Below are 22,096 nucleotides of genomic sequence, written 5' to 3' on the forward strand. Positions count from 1 at the left end.
CTTGTTATTATCACATGTATAAAGAAAAAAGCTTTTTCATCCACGCAAAAGAAAACCTTCACGTAGGGATGAAAAAAGCTTTTCATGGTACCACCCTTATTTGCAGAAAAATCTGCCTCTTGAGATTGAATGAACAATCTCTTTACTTAACGAGCACAAAAGTATGCGCCCGAGGTTATCTAATAACTAATGTAGCGTTTAATAACCCACTCCGAGGGGATGTCAGTTTTGGCTATACTACCGGCTCACAGCAACCCGGCTCTCTGAAAATATAGATGGTCAAAACCTTTAACCTCATCAACGTTTTATATTATTTAATTATTTTGAATTTTTAGAATTTCATAACGCCACCTGTAGAAGCAGATGTGACAAGATGTGAATAACGTGCTAACCAACCTTTTTTAATCTTTGGTTCAAATGTAGGTAAGTTTTGACGACGCTCTTCCATTTCTTCTTCTGATAGTTCCACATTCATCGTACGGTTTGGTAAATCAATTGAGATGATATCACCGTTTTGTACAAGAGCTAGTGGACCACCTTCAGCAGCTTCTGGCGAAATATGTCCGATTGAAATACCGCGTGATGCGCCTGAAAAACGTCCGTCTGTAATAAGTGCGACGTCTTTTCCAAGTCCGCGACCTTGAATCGCAGATGTTGGAGCTAACATTTCCGGCATACCTGGACCGCCTTTTGGACCTTCATATCGAATGACGACAACATGTCCTTTTTGAACTGTACCATCATCAATTTTTTCTTGTGCTTCTTCTTGTGAGTTGAACACAATCGCTTCTCCACGGAATGTTGTAATCGATGGATCAACAGCTCCTACTTTGATTACAGCTCCATTCGGTGCAATGTTACCGAATAAAATCGATAAGCCACCAACTTTACTGTACGGATTGTCTTTTGTGCGAATCACTTGAGTGTTTGTAATGTTAGCATCTTTTACATTGTCGCGCAATGTTTTTCCTGTAACCGTTATACGGTCGGCTGTAATCGCTCCTGGAATGGATACTAATTCGTTAATAATAGCAGAAATACCACCTGCTAAATGGACATCGTGCATGGATACGTCTGAAGCTGGCATAATTTTAGCTAAATAAGGAATTCGCTTCGCTACTTCATTAATATCTTCAATGTTGTAGTCAATTCCTGCTTCATGCGCAATCGCAAGCGTATGTAAAACGGTATTCGTTGAACCGCCCATTGCCATATCTAATGCAAACGCATCATCAATCGCTTCTTTTGTCACAATGTCGCGTGGTTTAATGTCTTTTTTAACCATCTCGACTAAATGAATCGCGGCTTGCTTAATTAGCTCATAACGTTCTTCAGAAGTTGCGACAATCGTTGCATTTCCTGGAACAGTCATTCCTAGCATCTCCATCAACGAGTTCATCGAGTTTGCAGTAAACATACCCGAGCACGAACCACATGTTGGACAAGCATTTTCCTCAATATCTAGTAATTGTTCTGCTGACATTTTGCCTGATTTGTATGCGCCAACACCCTCAAATACAGATGTAAGTGACAGTGCTTCACCATCAGCTGATACGCCCGCTTCCATTGGACCGCCTGTAACAAAAATCGACGGTACATTCGTACGAACAGCTGCCATAAGCATACCTGGCGTGATTTTATCGCAGTTTGGAATATAGAATACACCGTCAAACCAGTGTGCATTAATTACGGTTTCTGCTGAATCTGCAATTAACTCACGACTTGGTAATGAATAACGCATACCGATATGTCCCATCGCAATTCCATCATCTACACCGATTGTATTGAATTCGAATGGTACACCACCAGCTTCAATAATCGCCTTTTTCACCATCGCACCGAACTCTTGTAAGTGCTTGTGTCCTGGAATGATGTCGATATATGAGTTACATACACCGATAAATGGCTTTTCTAAATCTTTTGTCTTAATCCCTGTAGCATAAAGTAAGCTACGATGTGGCGCTCTGTCCACACCTAATTTGATCATATCACTACGCATGCTGACACCGCCTATTTTTCTTAAGTTGTTAGTTTATACTTTTGTACCGTCTTGCTCGACGATTTTTCGGAACGTCTTGAGTAGGTCGTTTGTGACTTTTCCAGGCTTTCCTGTACCAATGACACGTCCGTCCACTTCAATAACAGCGATAACTTCCGCTGCTGTTCCTGTTAAAAACACTTCGTCAGCCACGTATACATCATGTCGAGTAAAGATTTCTTCCTTCGCCTCATAACCTTGCTCACGTGCAATTTCAAGAATCGCATTACGTGTAATTCCCTCTAAGGCACCTACATAGCCAGGAGGTGTAATCAGCTCTTTGCCTCGCACGATGAAAATATTATCTGCTGAGCCTTCTGCTACATATCCTTCTGAATTCATCATGAGCGCTTCTGGAACGCCTGCTAAATTCGCTTCAATCTTGACGAGTACATTATTTAAGTAGTTGAGTGACTTTGTTTTTGGACTCAATACATCTGAACGATTACGACGACTTGATGCTGACACAATCTTAATGCCCGTCTCATATAATTCTTCTTTAAATAGAGCGAGTGGTTCTACAATAACAATGACACTCGCTTTTTTACAACTTGATGGATCAATCCCTAAGTTGCCGACGCCTCTCGTAACAACTAAACGGATATACGCACTTTTCAATTCATTTACGCGAACAGATTCAACTACAATCTCTGTCATTTCTTCAATTGTGTAAGGGATTGTGAGTAGAATCGATTTTGCTGATTCATATAAACGAACTAAATGCTGTTTTAAACGAAAGATATTTCCGTTGTAAACGCGAATGCCTTCAAAAATACCATCTCCATATAGAAGACCATGATCATAGACTGAAATTTTTGCATCTTCTTTTGCAACAAACTCTCCATCTAAAAATATCTTTTGTTCTGTCATTTCGTTCACATCGCTTTCCCTTTGAAAATTTTATTTGGTCGTTTCAAATACGTTTTTTAAATTGTTATTATCATAGTGCGTTTTTCCAGTTACGTCAATACTATATTTTAAATTATTAAACAATTCTAAAAAATGAATCTTCATTGAATACGTTTTCATCCTTATATCTGCTCGAAATTGTCATAATTCCTTAAAAAACAATATTTTTTAGAAAACTTTAATAATTCTAAATCAAAAGACAAATAAGACGCATCTACTACGTAAGCTGGAATAATCCCTTGAAATATGGCGTTAAAAAAACACCTTGTGGTTCTACTTTTTGACGTTCTTCTAAAAAGAGTAGAAGTTGTGGATAGGCTTGTTGTAACTGCTCATAATCTAGTTCATTCATCTTACCAAAATGCGGGCGCCCTTTATATTTTTTCATGAGTGTATGCACCCACTTAAAGTAAGGTTCTTCGTCCATACCTTGATACATATGAAATGCAAAATAGGCTGTATCTTGTTCTTGCGTTGGACTAAGAAAGCCACGTTCTCCTTTTGCAACACGAATCTCAATCGGAAAATGAACAGTAAACGGATGCGATTTAAGTACAAAATGTATTTCTTCTAAAACAGCTGTCATTTGTTCAATGGTAACTGCATATTCCATCTCGACGAATCGTACTTGACGTTTAGACGGAAAAATTTCATAACTAAGTCCTCTTTTCCAACCATTTGGAAAAGCATTCGCTGCCAGTTCACTAACCCATTTCGTCGCTTTCGGATACCACTTACAAGTCGTAGAGAGCGCTTGAAATAATGTATTTTCGATAAATTTGATCAATTTGGTGCTGAATATAGGGTTTGCTTTGATTGGATGGCTCGACTTGTCGCATCGTCTTCAACTGCATTTTCATTTGTCCGGGAAAGTAGAACCATTCCGCATGACGATGTGCCTGCGTAATTAAATGGGCGTTTTTTAAAGTATCTGCTACATCGACATGACGTGAAACGTATTGCAGTGCATAGAGTGGAACAGCTTGGAATGTCACGTAGACAATCACGCCAAGTAGACCGAGCGAAAGATGGAGGGATTGTGAGAGTGCATCTGAACTGCGCGTCACTTCCTGTAGCTTCCCTGTCCATCTATAAATCCCCATTTCACTACTTGATTAGAAAGCGAGGTGAGCTTTAAACCTGTACCATGTGTACCTGTTGAGATGGCTCCGGCAATCGTTTGCTCTGCAATGTCGCCCATATTCTCAAGTGCCAAATTATAACGTGCTAAAATCGGTCCTACTTCATGTAAGTAAGTGCCACCCCAAAAAGTCGCTTGTTGTGTTACCGCATCTACATCTAATAAACCACGCATATGATGAAGTGATACTAGATGTTGCTCTGGTTTTGCTACCGGACTGAAAGAATGTGCCGCGCCAACCGAGCGAACCACCCCCTTTTTTTCATACACCTGTGAAACGAATGTACATATTTCTTCAATCGTCTGTGGTTCATGTGGTGTGCAGCCTTCTTTTTTTACACTCCCTGCCCAGTTTTCAAAACGTCCTTGTCACATCTTTTTTATAGAAAGCATTGTCCATCCCCCCTGTATGTGTTAAACGCTCCTTTATATTTTTCACTGCGTACGAGGTGAAGTGCTTTAAAATGTTCGCATAATTCACCAGCCTTTGCATGTCGAAAATAAACTGTATCTCCAATTTCATAATGCTCTTTCGTACTCACTTTTAAAGGTGTTTGTACTTCCCCAGCCCCTTCAGTTGGATAATAAGTGAGACCTGCACTTAAAATTGTCGGCTCTCTTTGTTCTGAAATACCTGAAGCGATATAACCCCCACCATGACAAACAATCGTATCTGATGTCGGCTTTCGCGTAACACGTAATGCGAAGCCAGCAGCCAATTCCAACTTTACTGATTTATGAAAATCAAAAATAGACGGTGCATAGAATCCAGAACCAATTGTTACTTCCGTTACTTCTTTACTATTCGCTGTGAACGCCAAACTACCTGTGCCACCACCATTTACAAATTGTAAATCTCCTACTTTTTGCTTTACGAGTGCCACCATTTGTTGCCTTAACTTCGTTACCTTCTCTTTTGTTTGTTGCTGTAATTGTTGGATCATTAAGCCTTTCGCTTTATTTTTCAGCTGATTTTGAACACCAGCTAATTGCGCTTCGTACCCCATAACCCCAACAATTTCAAGTGAGGACATCGCTTGAAGTTGATCGATTAATAACGAAGCATCATCAACTGTCGTAATCGATGAACGACGCGTGCCAAAATAAACAATAGGTGTTTTAATCGATAGATTTAAATCAATACACACATTCACTTTGACTTCTTGTTCTTTTGCAATTTGGTGGAGCCAGCCTGCTTGCGCAAGTGCATCAATCATAAAGGTGATATCCTTCCCTTTTTTAATCCATTTGCATAAATTTCGAACAGCTTCTGTTTCATAAACAGGATAGCCAATTAAAAAATGATTGAGTCCCTGTTGTGCTAAATAGTCTGTTTCTGCTGCTGAATATGTCATATATCCACACATATACGGTACATGTTCTTCTAAATAACGAAGTACTTCCACTGACCGTACACTTTTAGTCGCAATACGGACGTGCTTTTCTTTTGCTTGGAGAGAGAGAGTTGTAATATTTGCATCCAGTGCATCTAAATCGAGCCACGCAAATGGGCGCTCAAGTGTTTCAAAAACTTTTTTATATTTCTTCAATGTAAAAAACACCTCCATTTCATTAAATACCCATTCAAGAAAAAAAAATACTCCTTTATTTGAGAATCAAACGAATTCGTTCAGATTTCAAATAAAGGAGTAAATTATGTGTATGTGTATGTTCATATTATACATCAATGAAATTCATAGAAATCAATCGCAAAGTTGAGAATCACTAATGTATTGATTGCTAAGAAAAGTAAAGCCTGACGATTTAATTTTTTTGTTTCTAAAAATTCCATTGTAAAAACCTCCCTTGTTTTTGAATTGTTCTTATTATAAATCTTGAAAAATAAAAAGTAAAACATTTTGTCTATTTTGTGACAACTTTTTTTCAATCTTTTGTCTTCGTTTGTCTACTCCCTTATAATGATTGAAAAGGAGTGGATTAATTTTATGAAAAAAGCATTACTTGTTATTGATTACACACGTGACTTTGTCGCGACAGATGGCGCTTTAACGTGTGGGATTCCTGGTCAATTGATTGAACAATGTATTTCGAGCTTGATTCAAACTTTTCATACGCAAGGAGAATGTATTTTTTTCTTGAATGATTTACATCAAGAGCAGGATCCACATCATCCAGAATCTTCTCTATTCCCACCACATAATATAGAAGGAACAGATGGACGACTCTTGTATGGCTCCATTCAAACAATTTACGAAAAAATAAAAAGTCAACCGAATGTTTTTTCGATTGATAAAACGCGTTATAGTGCTTTTGCAGGTACTCCACTTGCTCTTTTATTAAATGAAAGAGGTATTCGCGAACTAACGCTTGTTGGAGTTTGCACGGATATTTGCATTTTGCATACAGCAGTCGACGCTTATAATCTCGGCTACGATTGCACTATTTATACAAAGGGTGTCGCAAGTTTTAATAAGACAGGACATGAATGGGCATTGCAACATTTTCAATCGAGTCTTGGTTTCACGATTGAACATGATTAATTTTAAAATAAAAAATACAGAAGATGACATGAAAAATTATGTCGTCTCCTGTATTTATTTTAATTGATGATTTGTATTATTGTCGTGTGCATGGTATCACTGTTGAATAATTTAGTCGTGCAGTTGTCTTGGTCTCTCTAAATAAACCCAATAAAATGCATATATCTTTTGAAGTTTATGTTGTCTCATTTGTTTTTTCAATCGCTGATACCATAAAAACAATCCAAAATAAATAAACAACCCAGCTAACCCACATTCAATTAAGAAAAGGGGCATCTTTTCAAAAAACACATGAAATCCAACAATAAAAAAGAGTGCTATCATGAATAAACCAGCAGCTATACAGGCTATAATCGGTACCCATGAAATTCGATGCACGCTATGTTTGAAGCTCATACTTTCCATCTCTCTCCATATCTACTTTGTCGCAACAAAAAAAGGAACAACGAAATGTAGCTCCTTTTTTTGATTCTATACTTGTTGATTCTTAGAAGTCTAACGGTAGATGAACCGCTTTACGCGAATCCATCGTTGTTAAAAAGTTTACGATTGGGCGTAATTGTTGTTTTAATACATACCAACCGTCTTCATACATCTTTTGTGAAGCAGCTTCCATATCAATTTGACCTTCCATGTCAATTGTGAAATAACCACTAATCGTTGCTTCGATATGACGACGGAATTGTAAATCGATTAAATCAATTTGACCAATAATTTGTGCGCCTTCTAAGTCTTCTGAGAAACCCACTTTAACGTCTTTTACAAGATGATACTCATCATCATCGTCAACGTCCACTTGTTTTTCTTCTAATAACTCAAGTAATTCTTTTTCTTCTAATAAATCGAATTTAATATTGAATATATCAAAGTCGTGAAATTCTACTATTCTCAAGAACCTTCACCCTTCCGCCTGTGATTAATCTTATTATACCAAAAAACACCGTTCTACTAAATAAAAACCATTAATGGCGAACTTTATTTTTTTGTAACATTGTCGCTAGTAGAAAAGCGATTAGTGCAAAGACAGTTGCACCGATATAAACCACTTGTACACCGCTCGTAATAATATGAAGTAAGTCATTCATTTCAGCTTTTGTAAATAATTGATGATCGAACGAGCCATTCAATTGAATCTCACCTTTATCTAAATCGCGTAAAGGCTGGCTTGTCATGATGTTAAATAACACACCGAAAAAGGCTGCGCCAAGTGATTGACTAAAGGTATTCGTAAATGAATTTAAACCAATTGAAATGCCTACTTCATCTGGTTTTGCTGCTGCTTGAACCGTTAAAATAATCAGTGGCGCAATTAACCCCATTCCTGCACCGAGTACTGCTGTACTTATACCCACATATACATACGATGAATCAGTTGTTAAAAAGGCTAACATTGTTGTACCTATGACAAGTAACAGTGTACCAGTTTGAATAATCACTTTGTTTGGGAAACGTCCGACTAATGTACCAACTAATACAGAGCTGACTGTCCACATAACGGTAAGCGGCGCAATAAGTAAACCTGCTTGTGTAGCGCTATTGCCTAAAATGGATTGACCATAGATAGGAATGTAGACAGAAACACTAATTGTAATCGACATCATCATAAATGTCAGCCCATTTACAGTCATTAAACGACGGTTTTTAAAAAGTGTTAATGGAATAATCGGTTCTTTTGCGCGTAACTCGACACGAATGAATAGGAATAGTCCAATCAGTGAAATGGCATAATACGTAATTTGTTCGTTTGAACCCCAAATGCCTGTGTTACTTCCTTTAATAATGGATAGTAAGAAGGTGACAACAGTAATTGAAAAGATAACTGCTCCTAAGTAGTCAATATGGTGTTTCTTTTTATGCACTTTTTCATCGTAGTAACGTGCAATTAAGAATAATGCACTTAAACCGAATGGTACATTTAATAGGAAGATATAGTGCCAAGATAGTTGATCGACTAAATAGCCACCTAATAATGGACCTATAACACCTGCGACACCCCAAATCATCGAAATATATCCTTGACCTTTTGCTCGTGCTTTTTCTGTTGGGAATAGTTCACCAACAATTGTTAATGTAATCGGAAGAATTGAACCCGCACCAATCCCTTGAATTGCTCGGAAAATAATGAGCTGTACCATCGATTGTGATACTCCTGCTAGTAAGGAACCTGTAACGAAGATGCCAATACCGATAATAATCATCTTTTTACGTCCAAAAATATCGGCTAATTTACCGAATAGAATCGTGGCAATGGCAGATGCTAATAAGTAAGCTGAATAAATCCAACTAATCAGCTCAACACCCGATAAATCTGCTGTGATACTCGGGATTGCAGTTGCAACAATCGTTCCTTCAATCGCTGCGAGTGCTGTAGCGAGTAATACTGCTAAAAATACTTTATTCATTTTTTAAATCCTTTCATGTTCCAGCTTATATATAAATATATATTATAGCACGATATTTTCTATTCTTAATACAAATCCCGTTCAAAAATCCCTATTTTTGTTAGATTATCTATTTTATTTTTAATTTTTTCTTGAATACAATCGTACAGTTACGGTATCGTTAAGAAGATTATTTTATAAAAGGTGGTTTTATCCTATGTGGAACGAATTTAAACAGTTTGCCTTCAAAGGTAACGTAATCGATTTAGCAATCGGGGTTGTCATTGGGGGTGCTTTCGGTAAAATTGTTAGTTCGCTTGTAAACAATATTATTATGCCCTTACTCGCTAAGATTTTGGGTTCAGAAAAACAATTTGAAGACTTAACTGCTTTTGGCATTCAATACGGTGCATTTATACAAAGTGTATTTGACTTCTTTATTATCGCTGCTGCAATCTTCTTCTTTGTACGTACGTTAAATAAACTACAATTTGCTAAAAAGAAGGAAGAAGAAGTCGAAGAAGCTCCAAAAGAAACAACAGATGATGTATTAAAGGAAATTCGCGACTTGCTACGCGCACAAGCTGAAAAAGATAAGACTGAATAAAATAAACAGGCTAGAGTTTGACGTTTTTTATACGTAAACCCTAGCCTGTTTTTTTCTTCTATTATAGATTGAAATTATTTCGCTAATGTTAAAAGCATTTCTCGAATTGTTTTACATGCGACTGCTGTTGAACCACCCGAAACGTCATATTGTGGTGATAATTCCACAATATCTGCTGCCACAATGTGATTGAGTGATTGGAATGATTGAATCGCTTCCATTAATTCACGATATGTCCAGCCACCCGGTTCTGGTGTACCTGTTCCAGGAAAGATACTTGGATCTAATACATCTAAATCAATTGTAATATAAACGGGTACATCACGTAACTTTTCAATTGTCTCTTGTAAAGTTGTAGCTGTGAAAGGTTCTAAATGTGTGTGTTCTTTCGCCCAGTCAAACTCTTCTTTCGTACCAGAACGAATGCCAAATTGGAAGATTCGTCCATCACCTAAAAAATCATGACAGCGACGAATCACTGTCGCATGTGATAATTCTTCACCTAAAAATTCTTGGCGTAAATCTGTATGTGCATCCAAATGAATCACATGTAAATTCGGATATTTTTCATAGGCTGCTTGAATCGTTGGCAAACTAACTAAATGTTCTCCTCCAACCATCATAAACTTTTTACCATCTGCTACTACTTGACGCGTATAGTCTAAAATCTCTCGCATCGCTTTTTCTGTATTACCAAATGGAAGTTCTACTTCACCACCATCAAATACACGCGTATCTTCTAAATCACGTTGTAAATAAGGAGAATATGTTTCTAAACCATATGAATCAGGACGAATCGCTTGCATCGCAAATCGTGTACCCGGACGGAAGCTTGTTGTACCATCAAAAGGAATACCGAATAACACGATATCGGCTTCATCGTATGCAGCTTCACATGCAATAAAAGTACTAATATTTTTATTCTTCACGTGCTAACTTCTCCTTCACAAATGTTGGCAGCATGAATGCTCCTACATGCAAATCTGTATTGTAATATTTTGTGTGTAAACCGAAATTTGACCATGCTTCTGCTTGTACATCTTGAATTGGATCAAATTTTTTCGAAGCGAATCCGAATAACCAATGTCCTGATGGATACGTCGGCATATGGAATTGATATACTTTTGCAATATCAAAAATCTTCTTAATTTTCGTATGTGCTTTACGCATATTTTCTGCGTATTCCGCAAAATATGGTGACTCATGTTGATTAATTAGAATACCTTCTGCTGAAAGAACGCGGTGACATTCTTGGTAGAAAGCAGTAGTGAATAGCCCTTCCCCTACTGAAATCGGGTCTGTTGAGTCCACTAAAATTAAATCAAAAGATGCGTCAGGTGCGTTTTGAACATATGCTAAACCATCGTCAAAAATCATTTCCATACGTGAATCTTCTTCTACACCAGCTGCTGTAATCGGTAAATATTTTTGGCTTAGTCGGAAAACAAGCTCATCAATTTCTACCATTACGACTTTTTCAACGGATTTATAGCGTAGTACTTCACGTGCTGTACCGCCATCGCCTCCACCAATAATTAATACTTTTTTGATATTCGGATTTGTCGCAAAAGCGGGATGTGTAATCATATCATGATAGACAAATTCGTCTTTTTCGTTGACCATCATTAAGCCATCAAGCGTAAAGAATGTACCAAATTCTTCGCCTTTATAAAAATCAATTTGTTGGAATGGAGAGGCTTCACTATGCAGCTTTTCTTCGTAAGCGATTGAAAATTGGCAATCTTCGCTCCATTGTTCTGTATAGTATTTCTTCATTATACTGTCGCCTCCACATACTGCTCTTGTTTCACTGTAATCTCTGCAATCTCTTGTTGGGCGAACTGACGAATTTTATCCGCCATACCACGTGGTACTTCGAATGATTCTGTCTTTTTCGCTTGCAGCTTTTGCTCTAAATATTCTGCTGCTTTCCAAGGGCTAACAGAGTCACCACATGTGTAGACATCCACTGATGCAAAACCATATTCTGGCCACGTATGGATTGTTAAGTGCGATTCTGCAATGATTACAGCACCTGATACGCCATATGGATTAAAGTGGTGGAAACAAGATTCTACGATTGTAGCGCCTGAGTAGTCGGCTGCTTCATTCATAAATTGCTCAATTAATTTATTTTGCTCAATAATTTCTGCTGGACAACCATAAAATTCGATTAATACATGTCTACCTAATGTTGATAATTCAATACTCATTGATCCTCATCCTTTACGACCGTTATTTTTTCCGGAAATTCATTTTCTGAAAGAATATTACCAATTTTCCGATTATAATAGTTATATAATGTCACGACTTTTTGTGTAATTTTTTCTCCTGGAATAATTAAAGGGATACCTGGTGGATAAATCATAATCGTCTCTGCACTCGTGCGACCAATTGATTGCTCAATCGGTATAATTTCCTGTGCTGCATAATTTGCCTGTTGCGGTGTCATAATGATGGGATTAATCTCATCATTCACAACCATTTCGAGTTGAAGCGACTGCGTTTTTGCATAGCGCATCTCCAAATCTTGTAAGGCATAAACTAGGCGATTAAGCGACTCCGCCGTATCAGCGTACGTGATGACGAACATCACGACATATCCTTCTGCTAATTCCGCTTGAATACCATATTCTTTTTTCAATAGGCTATACACTTCAAAACCTGTTAATCCTAAATCATTTACACGAACAACTAATTTCGTCCAATCATATGCTTGTCCAAACTGCTTGTGCATATAAGACTCCTTTAAAACTTCATAATGAGTCATAGCATCAATTCGTTGGATTGCTGTCATGAAGAGTGGCTTCAATTTTTCAAGCTGCTCCGCTCCGTAAAGCGCAAAATCACGTCTTGCTACATCAAGTGAGCTCATTAATAAATAACTTGCACTTGTTGTTTGTAGCATATTCAATACTTTTTGCACCTTCCCTTGTGAAAGGCGTGTTGTATTTTGTAATAAAATTGAACTTTGTGTCAAACTCCCACCTGTTTTATGCATGCTAATTGTGGCTAAATCTGCACCAGCTTGCATCGCATCAACTTGTTGAATTGCTGAAAGATGCGCCCCGTGTGCACTGTCAACAAGAACGAGCATGCCTCTTTCATGCGCCCATGTGCAAATTGCTTCGAGTTCATTCATCGCACCGAAATATGTTGGATACGTAATCAGTAAGACTTTTGCTTCTGGATGTTCATCCAGCGCTTTTTTTACTTGTTCCAATGTAATATTATGTGCGATACCAAAATGTTGATCGACAGTTGGCTGTATAAAGACGGGCATTGCCCCGCTTAGCATAATGCCATTCATCACAGATTTATGGCAATTACGCGGTACAAGTATCGCATCATTCGGTTTACAAGTAGCTAAAATCATCGCTAAAATCCCGACAGTTGTGCCATTTACTAAAAAGTATGCTGCATCTGCATGAAAAGCTTCAGCTGCTAGTTGTTGCGCCTCTTTAATCACTGATACAGGATGGCTTAATAAATCGAGTTCTTGCATCGAGTTTGCATCCATCTTCAGTGTCATCTCACCTAATGTCGCTGTCATCGGGTGTAATACACCTCGTTTATGACCTGGCACATCAAATGGCGTGACATCACTTTTCGCATAATTGACAAGCGCATCATACAGTGGTGTTTGGGCTTGAGCCTGTGCGAAACGTGTTTGTTCCGCACTTGCTACAATGACCATTATTGCTCCGCAGCAACTGCTAAAAGTTGCTGTAAGGCATCAACTTTATTTAATCGCTCCCATGGTAAATCAAGTTCTTGACGACCAAAATGTCCATAAGCTGCAACTTGATTGTATTGTGGTTTGCGTAAATCAAGCATGTCGATAATGCCATTCGGTGTTAAGTCGAATGTTTGACGAATCGCGTGAATGATATCTTGTTGTGCTACACGTTCTGTTCCAAATGTCTCGACTGCAATACTGATGGGTTCACTTACACCAATTGCATACGATAACTGAATTTCACAGCGTTCTGCTAATTCAGCTGCTACGATATTTTTAGCGACATAACGTGCTGCATATGCTGCTGAGCGGTCTACTTTTGTACAGTCTTTTCCTGAAAAAGCACCGCCACCGTGACGCGCTGCACCGCCATATGTATCGACGATAATTTTACGACCTGTCAGTCCAGCATCTCCATGTGGCCCACCTACAACAAAGCGACCTGTTGGATTAATTAAAATACGGAAGTTCATGTTCATATTGAATTTTGCTGCTACATAACCAATGATTTGCTCTTTAACATAGTTTTTAAACGCTTGTTCATCATATTCTTCGTCGTGTTGAATTGACATTAATACGGTATCCACTTGAGGATGCTCGCGGTTTGAATAATCAATTGTTACTTGTGACTTCATATCAGGACGAGCCCATTTGAAGTCGCCATTTTTACGTAACATCGAAGCACGTTTTACTAATTCATGTGCCATTTCAATGGCAAGTGGCATATAGTTCTCTGTTTCAGAAGTCGCATAACCAAACATAATTCCTTGGTCTCCTGCGCCAACATCTTGTGTATCGCTTGAGGCATCTACGCCCATCGCAATATCAGGTGATTGTGTGTGCACTAGCACTTGAACATCACATGTATGTCCATCAATGCCCCATGCATCATCTGTGTAACCAATGTTCACCAATGTATCACGCGCAATTTTTTCATAATCAAGTACAGCTGTTGTCGTAATTTCTCCGCCAACAATGACCGTATTCGTCGTAGTGAAAACTTCACATGCTACACGTGCAAACGGATCCTCTCTTAGTGCTGCATCAAGTACAGCGTCTGAAATTTGATCGGCAATCTTGTCTGGATGTCCCTCTGAAACGGACTCTGATGTAAATAATACTTTTTCCAATTTCTTGTTAATTCTCCTAACTTTTGCAAATTTAGGCACAAAAAAAAGCTCACCCAATGTTAAGGAAAGCTTCGAAAAGTATCATCTGCTGTTCCTCTTATTGTTCACAAATGTCCATTTGTGCTCAGGTTCGGCCCACAGGATTTTACCCTGCATGAATAAAATTGTTTGGCCACCGTATCTTTGACCCCTCGTCTCAACGGTTATTAATAAGAGCTATATTCTTTATGCTGAGTTCAATACTAAAAGAATTATTTTTACAAGTCAATAAAAAATCCAAAAAGTTTTTTGATATGCTTTTTCGCATGTATACATTCCTTTCGTCCATCGTATGTATAAATATTCACTTTAAACATTTTTTATACAACTCTATCTTTTTTATATTTATATTAGAAAAAAACACTGTATTTTTTTCACTTTTTTTGTATCTTTTTTACTCGTTTTCTGATGTCTTTCACATTAAAAAACAGCGCATTTTTCATCGAACATTTAAAAAGTTCTAAAATTCAGAATATAATTTCACTTCTTTTTTCGGTCTTATATGTCGTTTTTTTACTACAAACAGAGTAATTTAATTCAATAAAAAAAGAGACTGGCAATCATGCCAATCTCTAAATTGAAAAATCAAATTCAATTTTTTCTTGTGTTAATTTTAGTCGTGCTGAAAAACTCGAACCTTTTTTTGATTTAAAACCTTTAATTGGTTTCGTTAATCCTTTTTCACACAAATCACGTACTTGGCTTGCTGTAATTTTTTTACTCGCAATACGTTTTGAAATTGTAAATTTACAACCTTCTTGATAGCGAGAACAGCCATAAAAACTTTTTTTCTCTAATAACTCTCCTTGATGACAAGACGGACACTTCGCAATTGGCCCTTTCACTGCTGGTTCTGCTAGTTCTGCGGCAGCTGTAATATCTGTTGTTTGAACGATTTGCGGTGCTGTCTCAATTAAGTGACGCAAAAACTTTTCAATATTTTGAAGGAAAGCTTGTTGTGTGCCTGTGCCTGCAGATATTTTTCTTAAATAACTTTCCCACTTCGCTGTCATAATTGGACTAGCCAATAGCGATCCTGCAATCGCTTGGCATAATACCTTTCCTTTTTCAGTAATGGAAACGATATTTTTTTGTACATCAATATACCCATGGCGCTTAATTGTTTCGATAATACTTGCGCGCGTGGCTTCCGTACCAATTCCTTCAACTTCCTTCAAAATATCGCTCTCTGCATCGTCTTCAATAAGCCTTCCACATGTTTTCATCATCTGTACAAGTTGCCCTTCTGTAAAAGGTTTAGGCGGTTGCGTCGTACCTTGATGAATTTGCACCATCGCATCTACATCTTCTCCCTTTTCCACAAGCGGTAGTGGAGGTGCTTCTTTTTTTTGTTCTTTTGGTGCAGGCCATAACTCTTGAAAACCGCGATCTAATTCCACTTTTCCAACTGTTTTGAATAACAGTCCTTGAACGTCTGTCACAATTTTTGTTTCCTCGTACATATAGTCTCGGTGGAACATTGCTAGCGCTGAACGTACGATTTCCGCATAAATACTTTTTTCCATGAGCGAAAGACCTGCTAGTTTATCGGCAGATGGAATCGATTTTGTTGGGATAATCGCATAGTGTTCTTCCACTTTTGAGCCGTCTACATATCTTTTTGAGGCAGATAGGCGCGCTGGTTCAAATGGTTTTTTCATCATTTCTTGGTACTGTGGTAGTTTCTGTTTTAAGTAAGCAAACTCAGCGTCCGTAATAAACTGACAATCACTTCTTGGGTATGAAATGAGCTTTTTCTCATATAGAGATTGTGCTACTTCCAACACTTTTGCAGGGCTATACTTCCATATACGATTCGCTTTTTGCTGCAATGTTGAGAGTGAATGTAGCTTTGGAGGCAATACCTTTTTCGGCTTTTTTTCAACACTTTGAATTGTCGCAGGGAGACGTTTTTTCTCTTGAATATGCGCTTTTTCTAATGCAGCTAAAGCTTCTTCATATTTCTTCGACTTAAAATCTGCCTTCCCCGTATAAGAACCCATGCGCGAATGAAATTCACCTTTTAATTCATAAAAATTTTCTGGTTGAAACTGCTCAATTTCAACATGACGTTCGTAAATCATGTAGACTGTTGGGGATTGTACACGACCAACCGAAATCGTTTCATTCAAACCTTTTTCTTTTAACAGCATTGTATATAGACGACTTGCATTCATCCCGACAAGCCAGTCACTAATTTGACGCGTCTGTGCTTCGATATACATTTGATAATCTTGTTGATTATCACGCAATGCTTGAAATCCTTTGCGAATTTCTTCGACTTCAAGTGAATTGATCCAAAGTCTTTGAATTGGTTTTGACTTCACTTTGGTTTGTTTTAAAATTGAATAGAAAATATTCGATCCTTCTCTGTCCACATCACAAGCATTAATTAACATACTTGCCTCTTTAAATAACGCCTTCACTGCTTGGAATTGATCCCACTTCCCCTTCGCTACTTTGAACTCGTAGTTTTCAGGAATCATCGGTAATACTTTTAAACTCCAACGCTTCCATTCTGCATGGTATTCAGCAGGCTGCTTCAGTTCGACAAGATGCCCAACACCCCATGTAATCGTCGCACCATTTGGAAACGTCTCACATGGTTGTAATTCAATAAAATGTTTCGTCTTTCTTGCCACCGGAAAAGCCTCCGCATACGCTTTCGCTTGCGATGGTTTTTCAGCAAAAATAACAACTTGTCCCACGTTCGAGGCTCAACTCCTTTAATCTACTATGTATGCATTCATTATACCATTAAGTCGATTGTCGTCTGTTTATAGAATGTTTTATTTCTTCTTTTTGGGCGTAAAATACACTTCATTTTAAAAGAAACAGGACTTTTTCCTTTCTATTCTAGTAAATGGATAAAATGGTATACTACATACTTGGAGGTGTTCTCACTTTGAAAAAAACATTTTTATGGATTGGACTCATTCTATTCATTCTCTCAATCGGATTAAATGCGACATTACTGTATGATCAAAAGCGTTTAGGCGACCTTGCAGCCCGCGAAGAAATCCTCACTGCCACAGTCTTTGAATTGCAGCGACTAGGTTACGATGAAAAAGAAATTCAGTCCATTACAACTGAACATGATGATTTTTTACTAAAAGGGAAAGCACCCGAACCATACGACTATATCGTCTATGTTGAAACAACAGATGCACCAAATGAAGTGAAAGTCTTTACATGGGCAGATACAAAGCATTCTAAAGTTATTTTAGAAAAATAAAAAAAGGAGTAATTCACGATGTTATATACAACCATTCGTTTCCCCAAACTTTTGATTCACTCATTTCTTGTACTTGTTCTCATGAACTTCCTCGCGTTAGTTGGTCATGACTTAGCAACACTGCTATTCCATCATCGGTTCGAAAAAAGTGATTCACTTATTTTAGTCCTCTTTCTTATTTGGCTCATGTTCGCTTTACACAACCCGCGTTATCAAAAGCACACTTCTTCTTGAAGGTGCTTTTTTAGTATATCTTCGTCCCGAGAAATATTTATTATTAAACATAAATATACAACTTCCCCTTTTTATTCTATAATTTACTCTAACCTATCCCTTCATTGTTTAGTAAATTCATTTTGCGTGAATAATATCTCTATACATAATATAGGATAAGTTGTTTTGGAAAGGATGTTTGTTTATGGATGTTTATCTGTTTTTAATAGCCATATCCCTTGTGCTATTTTTTTGTAGCTTTGTTCTTCACCACGTAAATCCAACGAGCCTTTTTACAGGTTTAGCTATTTTACTATTCATTTTATCAGTTGGACTAATTTTCTTCGCTACTCTATTAAACCATTTTGAACGTTTTACTTTTTGGCTAATTGTTCCTATCGCTATTTTCTTTCTTATAATAGCTGTATTTTGGCTTTTTATTTTAGTTATTATGGTATTTGTGAATACACGTGCTGTTTTAAAAAGAGAACGTTTTTCAATCGGCAATCTACTTCCTTTATTTTCACTCATTGGCTTTGTTGTATTAGAATTTATTTTATTCTTGTTACAACATTATTACGGTGATGTTCGAGTTGTAAAAATGATGCTTGTTTTTATTCATTCAACGATTGGTTATATTATTTTGCTTTTTTCTCTTTATACATTTACAGCTGTTTATTATAAATGGATACCTACTTTTAAAAAAATCGACTATATTCTCATATTAGGTTCAGGTTTAATTAAAGATCAGGTAACGCCTCTACTTGCAGGACGTATTGATGCAGGCATGCAATTTTTTAAAAAGCAAAAAGTAAAACCTACGATTATTGTTTGTGGGGGAAAAGGTGCAGACGAAAACATCTCGGAAGCCGAAGCGATGAAAAAATACATTGTGGAGAATTATGAATCAGATCTACCTATTTATTTAGAAAATCAGTCTACAACGACTGAAGAAAATATTCAATTCGCTGAAAAAGTCGTACAAGAACAAGATCAGCGAGATTTAAAAAAGGCAAATGTTGCTATTGCCACAAGTACGTACCACCTTTTACGTGCTGGAAAATTAGCACAACAACTCGGAATTCGAGCTTTTGGTATTGGCGGTAAAACAAAACTTTATTATATTCCTACTGCTTTTATTCGTGAGTTTATAGGGTATATAGTATTGAAGAAAAGAACAAATATCTTAATTGTGTCGTTTCTTCTATTATTCGCTATTATTAGTAATCTATTTTAAGGGAGGTCTATGAAATGAAAAAAATCACAACATTTACTTTAATTACAGGAATTATTTTTATTGCATTTGGGATTTTCTTTTTAGTAAAACCTGAAATCGCATTGAAGTCTATGGTCCTAATCGCTGCTGCACTTGCAGTTATTAAAGGGATTTTTGATATTTTCAATTATCTATTCTCACGTAAAAAATCAAATAAACCTGAAACCTCTAGTCTAATTTCTGGTTTATTTATTTTAGCTTTAGGTATCTTGCTATTTTTTAATACCGATTTTGGTATTCTATTTACTGGTTTCTTATTTGCACTTTGGTTTGCAATTGAATCAATTATGACATTAATTACGTTAAAATATTTCCGTGTAAAAAGCAGCCCAGCTTTTTATATCATTTTAGCCTTTACAATTATTGCGCTTGCTTTAAGTGTATTAATGTTTATCCGTCCGTTCTACTCGGCAATGAGCTTTACAATTTTAACAGGAGCTTATTTCTTAATTCAGGGAATTGTCTTAACAATTATTTCGATTAATGTTCGATCTTGGTTCTCATTTAAATAAGTGTGGATGTAAACTATAAAATATTCAATCTATCTTTTTAACATTCACAATAAAAATCCGAAATCGTAAGGTTAAACGATTTCGGATTTTTTCTATTTAGATATGCTTTATATATGTTTTTATTCTTATAGACTAGCGAGCTATATTTAAAAATGCATAAAAGTCATCTTTTTCTACAACATTTAAAATACATGGTTGTTGTTCTTTTTCTTCTAAAAATTGGTGTTCCTCTGGATAGTCATGCATAACGTGTTGACGTAGGTACGGAAGTTTTTGCTGTGCTGCTTGTGAACGGCGATTTTGTGTACGTGCCCCTAAAAATACACGTTCTAAACCATATGTATCAAAAGCGAGTTTTAAAATCTCACATTTTGCACGTTCATTATAGCCCCTCCCCCAATATGGTACACCTAACCAACTTCCTAAATGACATGATTTTTTCTGTTGATCGATGTACATTAACGTTGTAACACCAATCATTTGATAATTATGAAATACAAGTCGTGAACAGGTCGTACCTTCCTTTTCACTTTGTTGCATCTTTTGGATAAATTCTAAACGATTTTCTAATGTTTGGTTTACTAAACCAAGCGCATCTGCTACAAGTGGATCGGATGCAAGTTCATGAATTCTAACAGCGTAATTCACGTGATGTGGCTTTAAATTAATCATAAAAACTCCCTCCTTTAATTAATTTGTCATTATATAGAAATACGGTTCTACTGTCTATATGGAATCAAAAATGATGTTTTAAAAGTCGAAAAATACCATCTTTTAAAATAAAAATGGTATTTTTGACGTTATTCATTCTTTTTTTAGATACTATTTACTATCTTGAATGATACTTTCGACATCTACTACAATTTCATCTTTTGGTACATCTGTAAAGCCGCTATATGTTTTAACGACATGACCTTGTTGATTCACAAGGGCAAAGGTTGTACCATGTGTCACTTGATCCTCGCCCGCTGTTTTTTTCACAAGTGTTTGAAAAGACTTCACCGCTAACTTTTCGATATCCTGTTGTGTATAGCCTGTTAGTAAATCCCACTTCGATTCATCTGCTACTTTATAATTTTTTAAATAATTCGCTAGTTTTTTCGGTGTATCGACCTCTGGATCAACACTAAAACCGACAATACGATAATCTTCAATTCCTTTTTCTTTTAAGGCGTCTTGAATATCTGCCATATTCGCCATCATCGGCTGACAAACTGTTGTGCAACTCGTAAAAATAAATAGTGCTAGCCATGGTTTCCCTTGTAAATCATCTAATGTAACCGTCTTATTTTTATGATTTGTGTACTGGAAATTCTGCACTTCAATATCTTTTTCTGCTTTAAAGTTTGTTGTTTTACCACAAGCTGCAAGCAATATACACAAACAACTAATTCCGATTAATATCTTCCATTTTTGCATCATGTCACTCCCTTATCCCTCACTATCTTACAATTTCATACAACAACTGGCAATCATCTTAAGAGGAATGTTTGATTAATTCAACAAGAACATCATGAATCGCTTGTAGACGCGCTTCTACTCGGTGTAAGAGGTAGAAAGCAACAACTGCTGGAAAACCGATACTCTGTATAAATGTCATCCATTCTTGCATATTTTTCACCTCTTTCTATAAAAAAAGAGCCATGTCCAAAAGACACAGCCCTTTTTATTTTATACGATCACTGGTGTAGTTGTTTGCTCCACAATCTCTGCAGATGCAATAGAATCAATTTCACCTGCTTTTGGCTTAAATACACCGCCTGCTTTAATCGACTCCATCACTGTGCGGACTTCTGTCTCTGTTACGTCTGCTTTTACGCCATCTACCGCAACAACGAATGTTCCTTTGGGTAGTAAATTAAACGTCATTTTCAATACTTTACTCATTGTGTTTTCCTCCTTTTAATTAGATTGTTTTAGTTGTGACGATTTCTGCTTGAACTACTGCATACGCTGATAATGATGTAATCGCATTTTTTACAGCTTCAATTTCTGTAGTCGTCGCATTTTCATGAATGTTGCCGAATGTACGGGTTTGTTTTAATTGCTTATCCCCGTCCATTCCTACTGCATACTGAACTTTTAAGCTTGCACTTTTGAATGTTGCGGCCATGTGTACCACCTCCTTTCAATCACTACATAGAACCCGGTTTCATAAAGGAGACAATATTGGGTAGAATATTTCAAAAATGGGGTGTATCACTTGGTTTACCGTGCAAAAAAAGACCGTTTTTTCATCGGTTTTATTAGTATTACATTGATTATTTTATGGCTTTCATTCCTTTTACCAATTCCCTTCGATCATACATTACAACTTCAGGATTTAAATATTTTAGCTGTTGTTTTATTTAGTGTAATCGGTTTATATTTGTCCC

General features: G+C 36.9%; 24 protein-coding genes and 1 other annotated feature. Of the genes, 5 read left to right on the forward strand and 19 right to left on the reverse strand.

The genetic code is table 11. From position 1 onward, the window contains the following. Positions 1 to 61: 61 nt before the first annotated feature. Positions 62 to 310, reverse strand: a binding site (T-box leader). Positions 311 to 331: 21 nt separating this feature from the next. From ilvD to KGI01_RS04230, 6 genes are all read right to left on the reverse strand, one after another. Beyond that, a complete protein-coding gene (gene ilvD, locus KGI01_RS04205; RefSeq protein WP_141273559.1) occupies positions 332 to 1,999 on the reverse strand; it encodes a dihydroxy-acid dehydratase in 1,668 nt (555 codons plus the stop codon). Positions 2,000 to 2,032: 33 nt separating this feature from the next. Further along, entirely contained in the window at positions 2,033 to 2,908 is an 876-nt protein-coding gene (ilvE, locus tag KGI01_RS04210) for a branched-chain-amino-acid transaminase (RefSeq protein ID WP_141273595.1), read from the reverse strand. Between the two features lie 256 nt (positions 2,909 to 3,164). Next, positions 3,165 to 3,734, reverse strand: coding sequence for a D-arabinono-1,4-lactone oxidase (locus KGI01_RS04215; RefSeq protein ID WP_170214723.1), 570 nt, complete (start codon positions 3,732 to 3,734; stop codon positions 3,165 to 3,167). After that, positions 3,682 to 4,014: a D-arabinono-1,4-lactone oxidase gene (locus tag KGI01_RS04220; RefSeq protein ID WP_170214724.1), complete on the reverse strand. Its 333-nt coding sequence runs from the start codon at positions 4,012 to 4,014 to the stop codon at positions 3,682 to 3,684. The genes KGI01_RS04215 and KGI01_RS04220 overlap by 53 nt, the downstream gene beginning before the upstream one ends. Beyond that, positions 4,011 to 4,388 (reverse strand): FAD-binding protein, encoded by a 378-nt coding sequence (locus tag KGI01_RS04225; protein ID WP_141273565.1) that lies wholly within the window; start codon positions 4,386 to 4,388, stop codon positions 4,011 to 4,013. The genes KGI01_RS04220 and KGI01_RS04225 overlap by 4 nt, the downstream gene beginning before the upstream one ends. Before the next feature lie 80 nt (positions 4,389 to 4,468). Further along, entirely contained in the window at positions 4,469 to 5,638 is a 1,170-nt protein-coding gene (locus tag KGI01_RS04230) for an alanine racemase (protein WP_255314730.1), read from the reverse strand. A 396-nt stretch (positions 5,639 to 6,034) separates the two neighbouring features. Between KGI01_RS04230 and KGI01_RS04235 the strand changes: the two genes are divergently transcribed. Beyond that, a complete protein-coding gene (locus tag KGI01_RS04235; RefSeq protein WP_141273569.1) occupies positions 6,035 to 6,589 on the forward strand; it encodes a cysteine hydrolase family protein in 555 nt (184 codons plus the stop codon). A 487-nt stretch (positions 6,590 to 7,076) separates the two neighbouring features. On the opposite strand, the gene KGI01_RS04240 is transcribed toward KGI01_RS04235, so the two are convergent. Then, positions 7,077 to 7,481 carry a hypothetical protein gene (locus KGI01_RS04240; protein ID WP_141273571.1) on the reverse strand — a complete coding sequence of 135 codons (405 nt, stop codon included), beginning with the start codon at positions 7,479 to 7,481 and terminating at the stop codon, positions 7,077 to 7,079. A gap of 70 nt (positions 7,482 to 7,551) precedes the next feature. Beyond that, the gene (locus KGI01_RS04245) at positions 7,552 to 8,991 is read right to left on the reverse strand and encodes a DHA2 family efflux MFS transporter permease subunit (protein ID WP_141273573.1); all 1,440 of its coding nucleotides are present in this window, start codon (positions 8,989 to 8,991) and stop codon (positions 7,552 to 7,554) included. Positions 8,992 to 9,187: 196 nt separating this feature from the next. Here KGI01_RS04245 and mscL point away from each other — a divergent pair, with 196 nt between their 5' ends. Beyond that, positions 9,188 to 9,577, forward strand: coding sequence for a large conductance mechanosensitive channel protein MscL (mscL, locus tag KGI01_RS04250; RefSeq protein WP_068453620.1), 390 nt, complete (start codon positions 9,188 to 9,190; stop codon positions 9,575 to 9,577). 74 nt (positions 9,578 to 9,651) lie between these two features. Here the strand turns inward: mscL and speB are convergent, their stop codons facing one another. The 6 genes from speB to KGI01_RS04280 form a co-directional block, all read right to left on the reverse strand. Further along, positions 9,652 to 10,506, reverse strand: a complete 855-nt coding sequence (gene speB, locus KGI01_RS04255; protein ID WP_141273575.1) for an agmatinase — start codon at positions 10,504 to 10,506, stop codon at positions 9,652 to 9,654. After that, positions 10,496 to 11,353 carry a polyamine aminopropyltransferase gene (gene speE / locus KGI01_RS04260; protein ID WP_141273577.1) on the reverse strand — a complete coding sequence of 286 codons (858 nt, stop codon included), beginning with the start codon at positions 11,351 to 11,353 and terminating at the stop codon, positions 10,496 to 10,498. Before speE ends, speB begins: the two co-directional genes overlap by 11 nt. After that, entirely contained in the window at positions 11,353 to 11,790 is a 438-nt protein-coding gene (gene speD / locus KGI01_RS04265; protein ID WP_087680631.1) for an adenosylmethionine decarboxylase, read from the reverse strand. Before speD ends, speE begins: the two co-directional genes overlap by 1 nt. After that, complete coding sequence (locus tag KGI01_RS04270; protein ID WP_087680630.1) at positions 11,787 to 13,274, reverse strand: aminotransferase class I/II-fold pyridoxal phosphate-dependent enzyme; 1,488 nt, start codon at positions 13,272 to 13,274, stop codon at positions 11,787 to 11,789. Before KGI01_RS04270 ends, speD begins: the two co-directional genes overlap by 4 nt. Further along, positions 13,274 to 14,446 (reverse strand): methionine adenosyltransferase, encoded by a 1,173-nt coding sequence (metK, locus tag KGI01_RS04275; protein WP_218026238.1) that lies wholly within the window; start codon positions 14,444 to 14,446, stop codon positions 13,274 to 13,276. Before metK ends, KGI01_RS04270 begins: the two co-directional genes overlap by 1 nt. A gap of 611 nt (positions 14,447 to 15,057) precedes the next feature. Beyond that, positions 15,058 to 17,193: a type IA DNA topoisomerase gene (locus tag KGI01_RS04280; RefSeq protein ID WP_141273579.1), complete on the reverse strand. Its 2,136-nt coding sequence runs from the start codon at positions 17,191 to 17,193 to the stop codon at positions 15,058 to 15,060. 197 nt (positions 17,194 to 17,390) lie between these two features. Between KGI01_RS04280 and KGI01_RS04285 the strand changes: the two genes are divergently transcribed. The 3 genes from KGI01_RS04285 (at position 17,391) to KGI01_RS04295 (ending at position 19,721) form a co-directional block, all read left to right on the forward strand. Beyond that, complete coding sequence (locus tag KGI01_RS04285) at positions 17,391 to 17,720, forward strand: hypothetical protein (protein ID WP_068453630.1); 330 nt, start codon at positions 17,391 to 17,393, stop codon at positions 17,718 to 17,720. Between the two features lie 418 nt (positions 17,721 to 18,138). Beyond that, positions 18,139 to 19,170 carry a YdcF family protein gene (locus KGI01_RS04290; protein WP_141273581.1) on the forward strand — a complete coding sequence of 344 codons (1,032 nt, stop codon included), beginning with the start codon at positions 18,139 to 18,141 and terminating at the stop codon, positions 19,168 to 19,170. A gap of 14 nt (positions 19,171 to 19,184) precedes the next feature. After that, the gene (locus tag KGI01_RS04295; RefSeq protein ID WP_141273583.1) at positions 19,185 to 19,721 is read left to right on the forward strand and encodes an HdeD family acid-resistance protein; all 537 of its coding nucleotides are present in this window, start codon (positions 19,185 to 19,187) and stop codon (positions 19,719 to 19,721) included. Positions 19,722 to 19,853: 132 nt separating this feature from the next. On the opposite strand, the gene KGI01_RS04300 is transcribed toward KGI01_RS04295, so the two are convergent. From KGI01_RS04300 to KGI01_RS04320, 5 genes are all read right to left on the reverse strand, one after another. Further along, a complete protein-coding gene (locus KGI01_RS04300; RefSeq protein ID WP_141273585.1) occupies positions 19,854 to 20,393 on the reverse strand; it encodes a GNAT family N-acetyltransferase in 540 nt (179 codons plus the stop codon). A 150-nt stretch (positions 20,394 to 20,543) separates the two neighbouring features. Beyond that, positions 20,544 to 21,140 (reverse strand): SCO family protein, encoded by a 597-nt coding sequence (locus tag KGI01_RS04305; RefSeq protein ID WP_307723174.1) that lies wholly within the window; start codon positions 21,138 to 21,140, stop codon positions 20,544 to 20,546. A gap of 58 nt (positions 21,141 to 21,198) precedes the next feature. Continuing rightward, a complete protein-coding gene (locus tag KGI01_RS04310; protein WP_141273589.1) occupies positions 21,199 to 21,333 on the reverse strand; it encodes a YvrJ family protein in 135 nt (44 codons plus the stop codon). A 59-nt stretch (positions 21,334 to 21,392) separates the two neighbouring features. Then, positions 21,393 to 21,608 (reverse strand): DUF2922 domain-containing protein, encoded by a 216-nt coding sequence (locus KGI01_RS04315; protein ID WP_141273591.1) that lies wholly within the window; start codon positions 21,606 to 21,608, stop codon positions 21,393 to 21,395. A 19-nt stretch (positions 21,609 to 21,627) separates the two neighbouring features. Further along, complete coding sequence (locus tag KGI01_RS04320; protein ID WP_141273593.1) at positions 21,628 to 21,834, reverse strand: DUF1659 domain-containing protein; 207 nt, start codon at positions 21,832 to 21,834, stop codon at positions 21,628 to 21,630. Positions 21,835 to 22,096: the final 262 nt, after the last annotated feature.

Source organism: Kurthia gibsonii, from assembly GCF_006539985.1.
GTDB classification, from domain to species: domain Bacteria; phylum Bacillota; class Bacilli; order Bacillales_A; family Planococcaceae; genus Kurthia; species Kurthia gibsonii.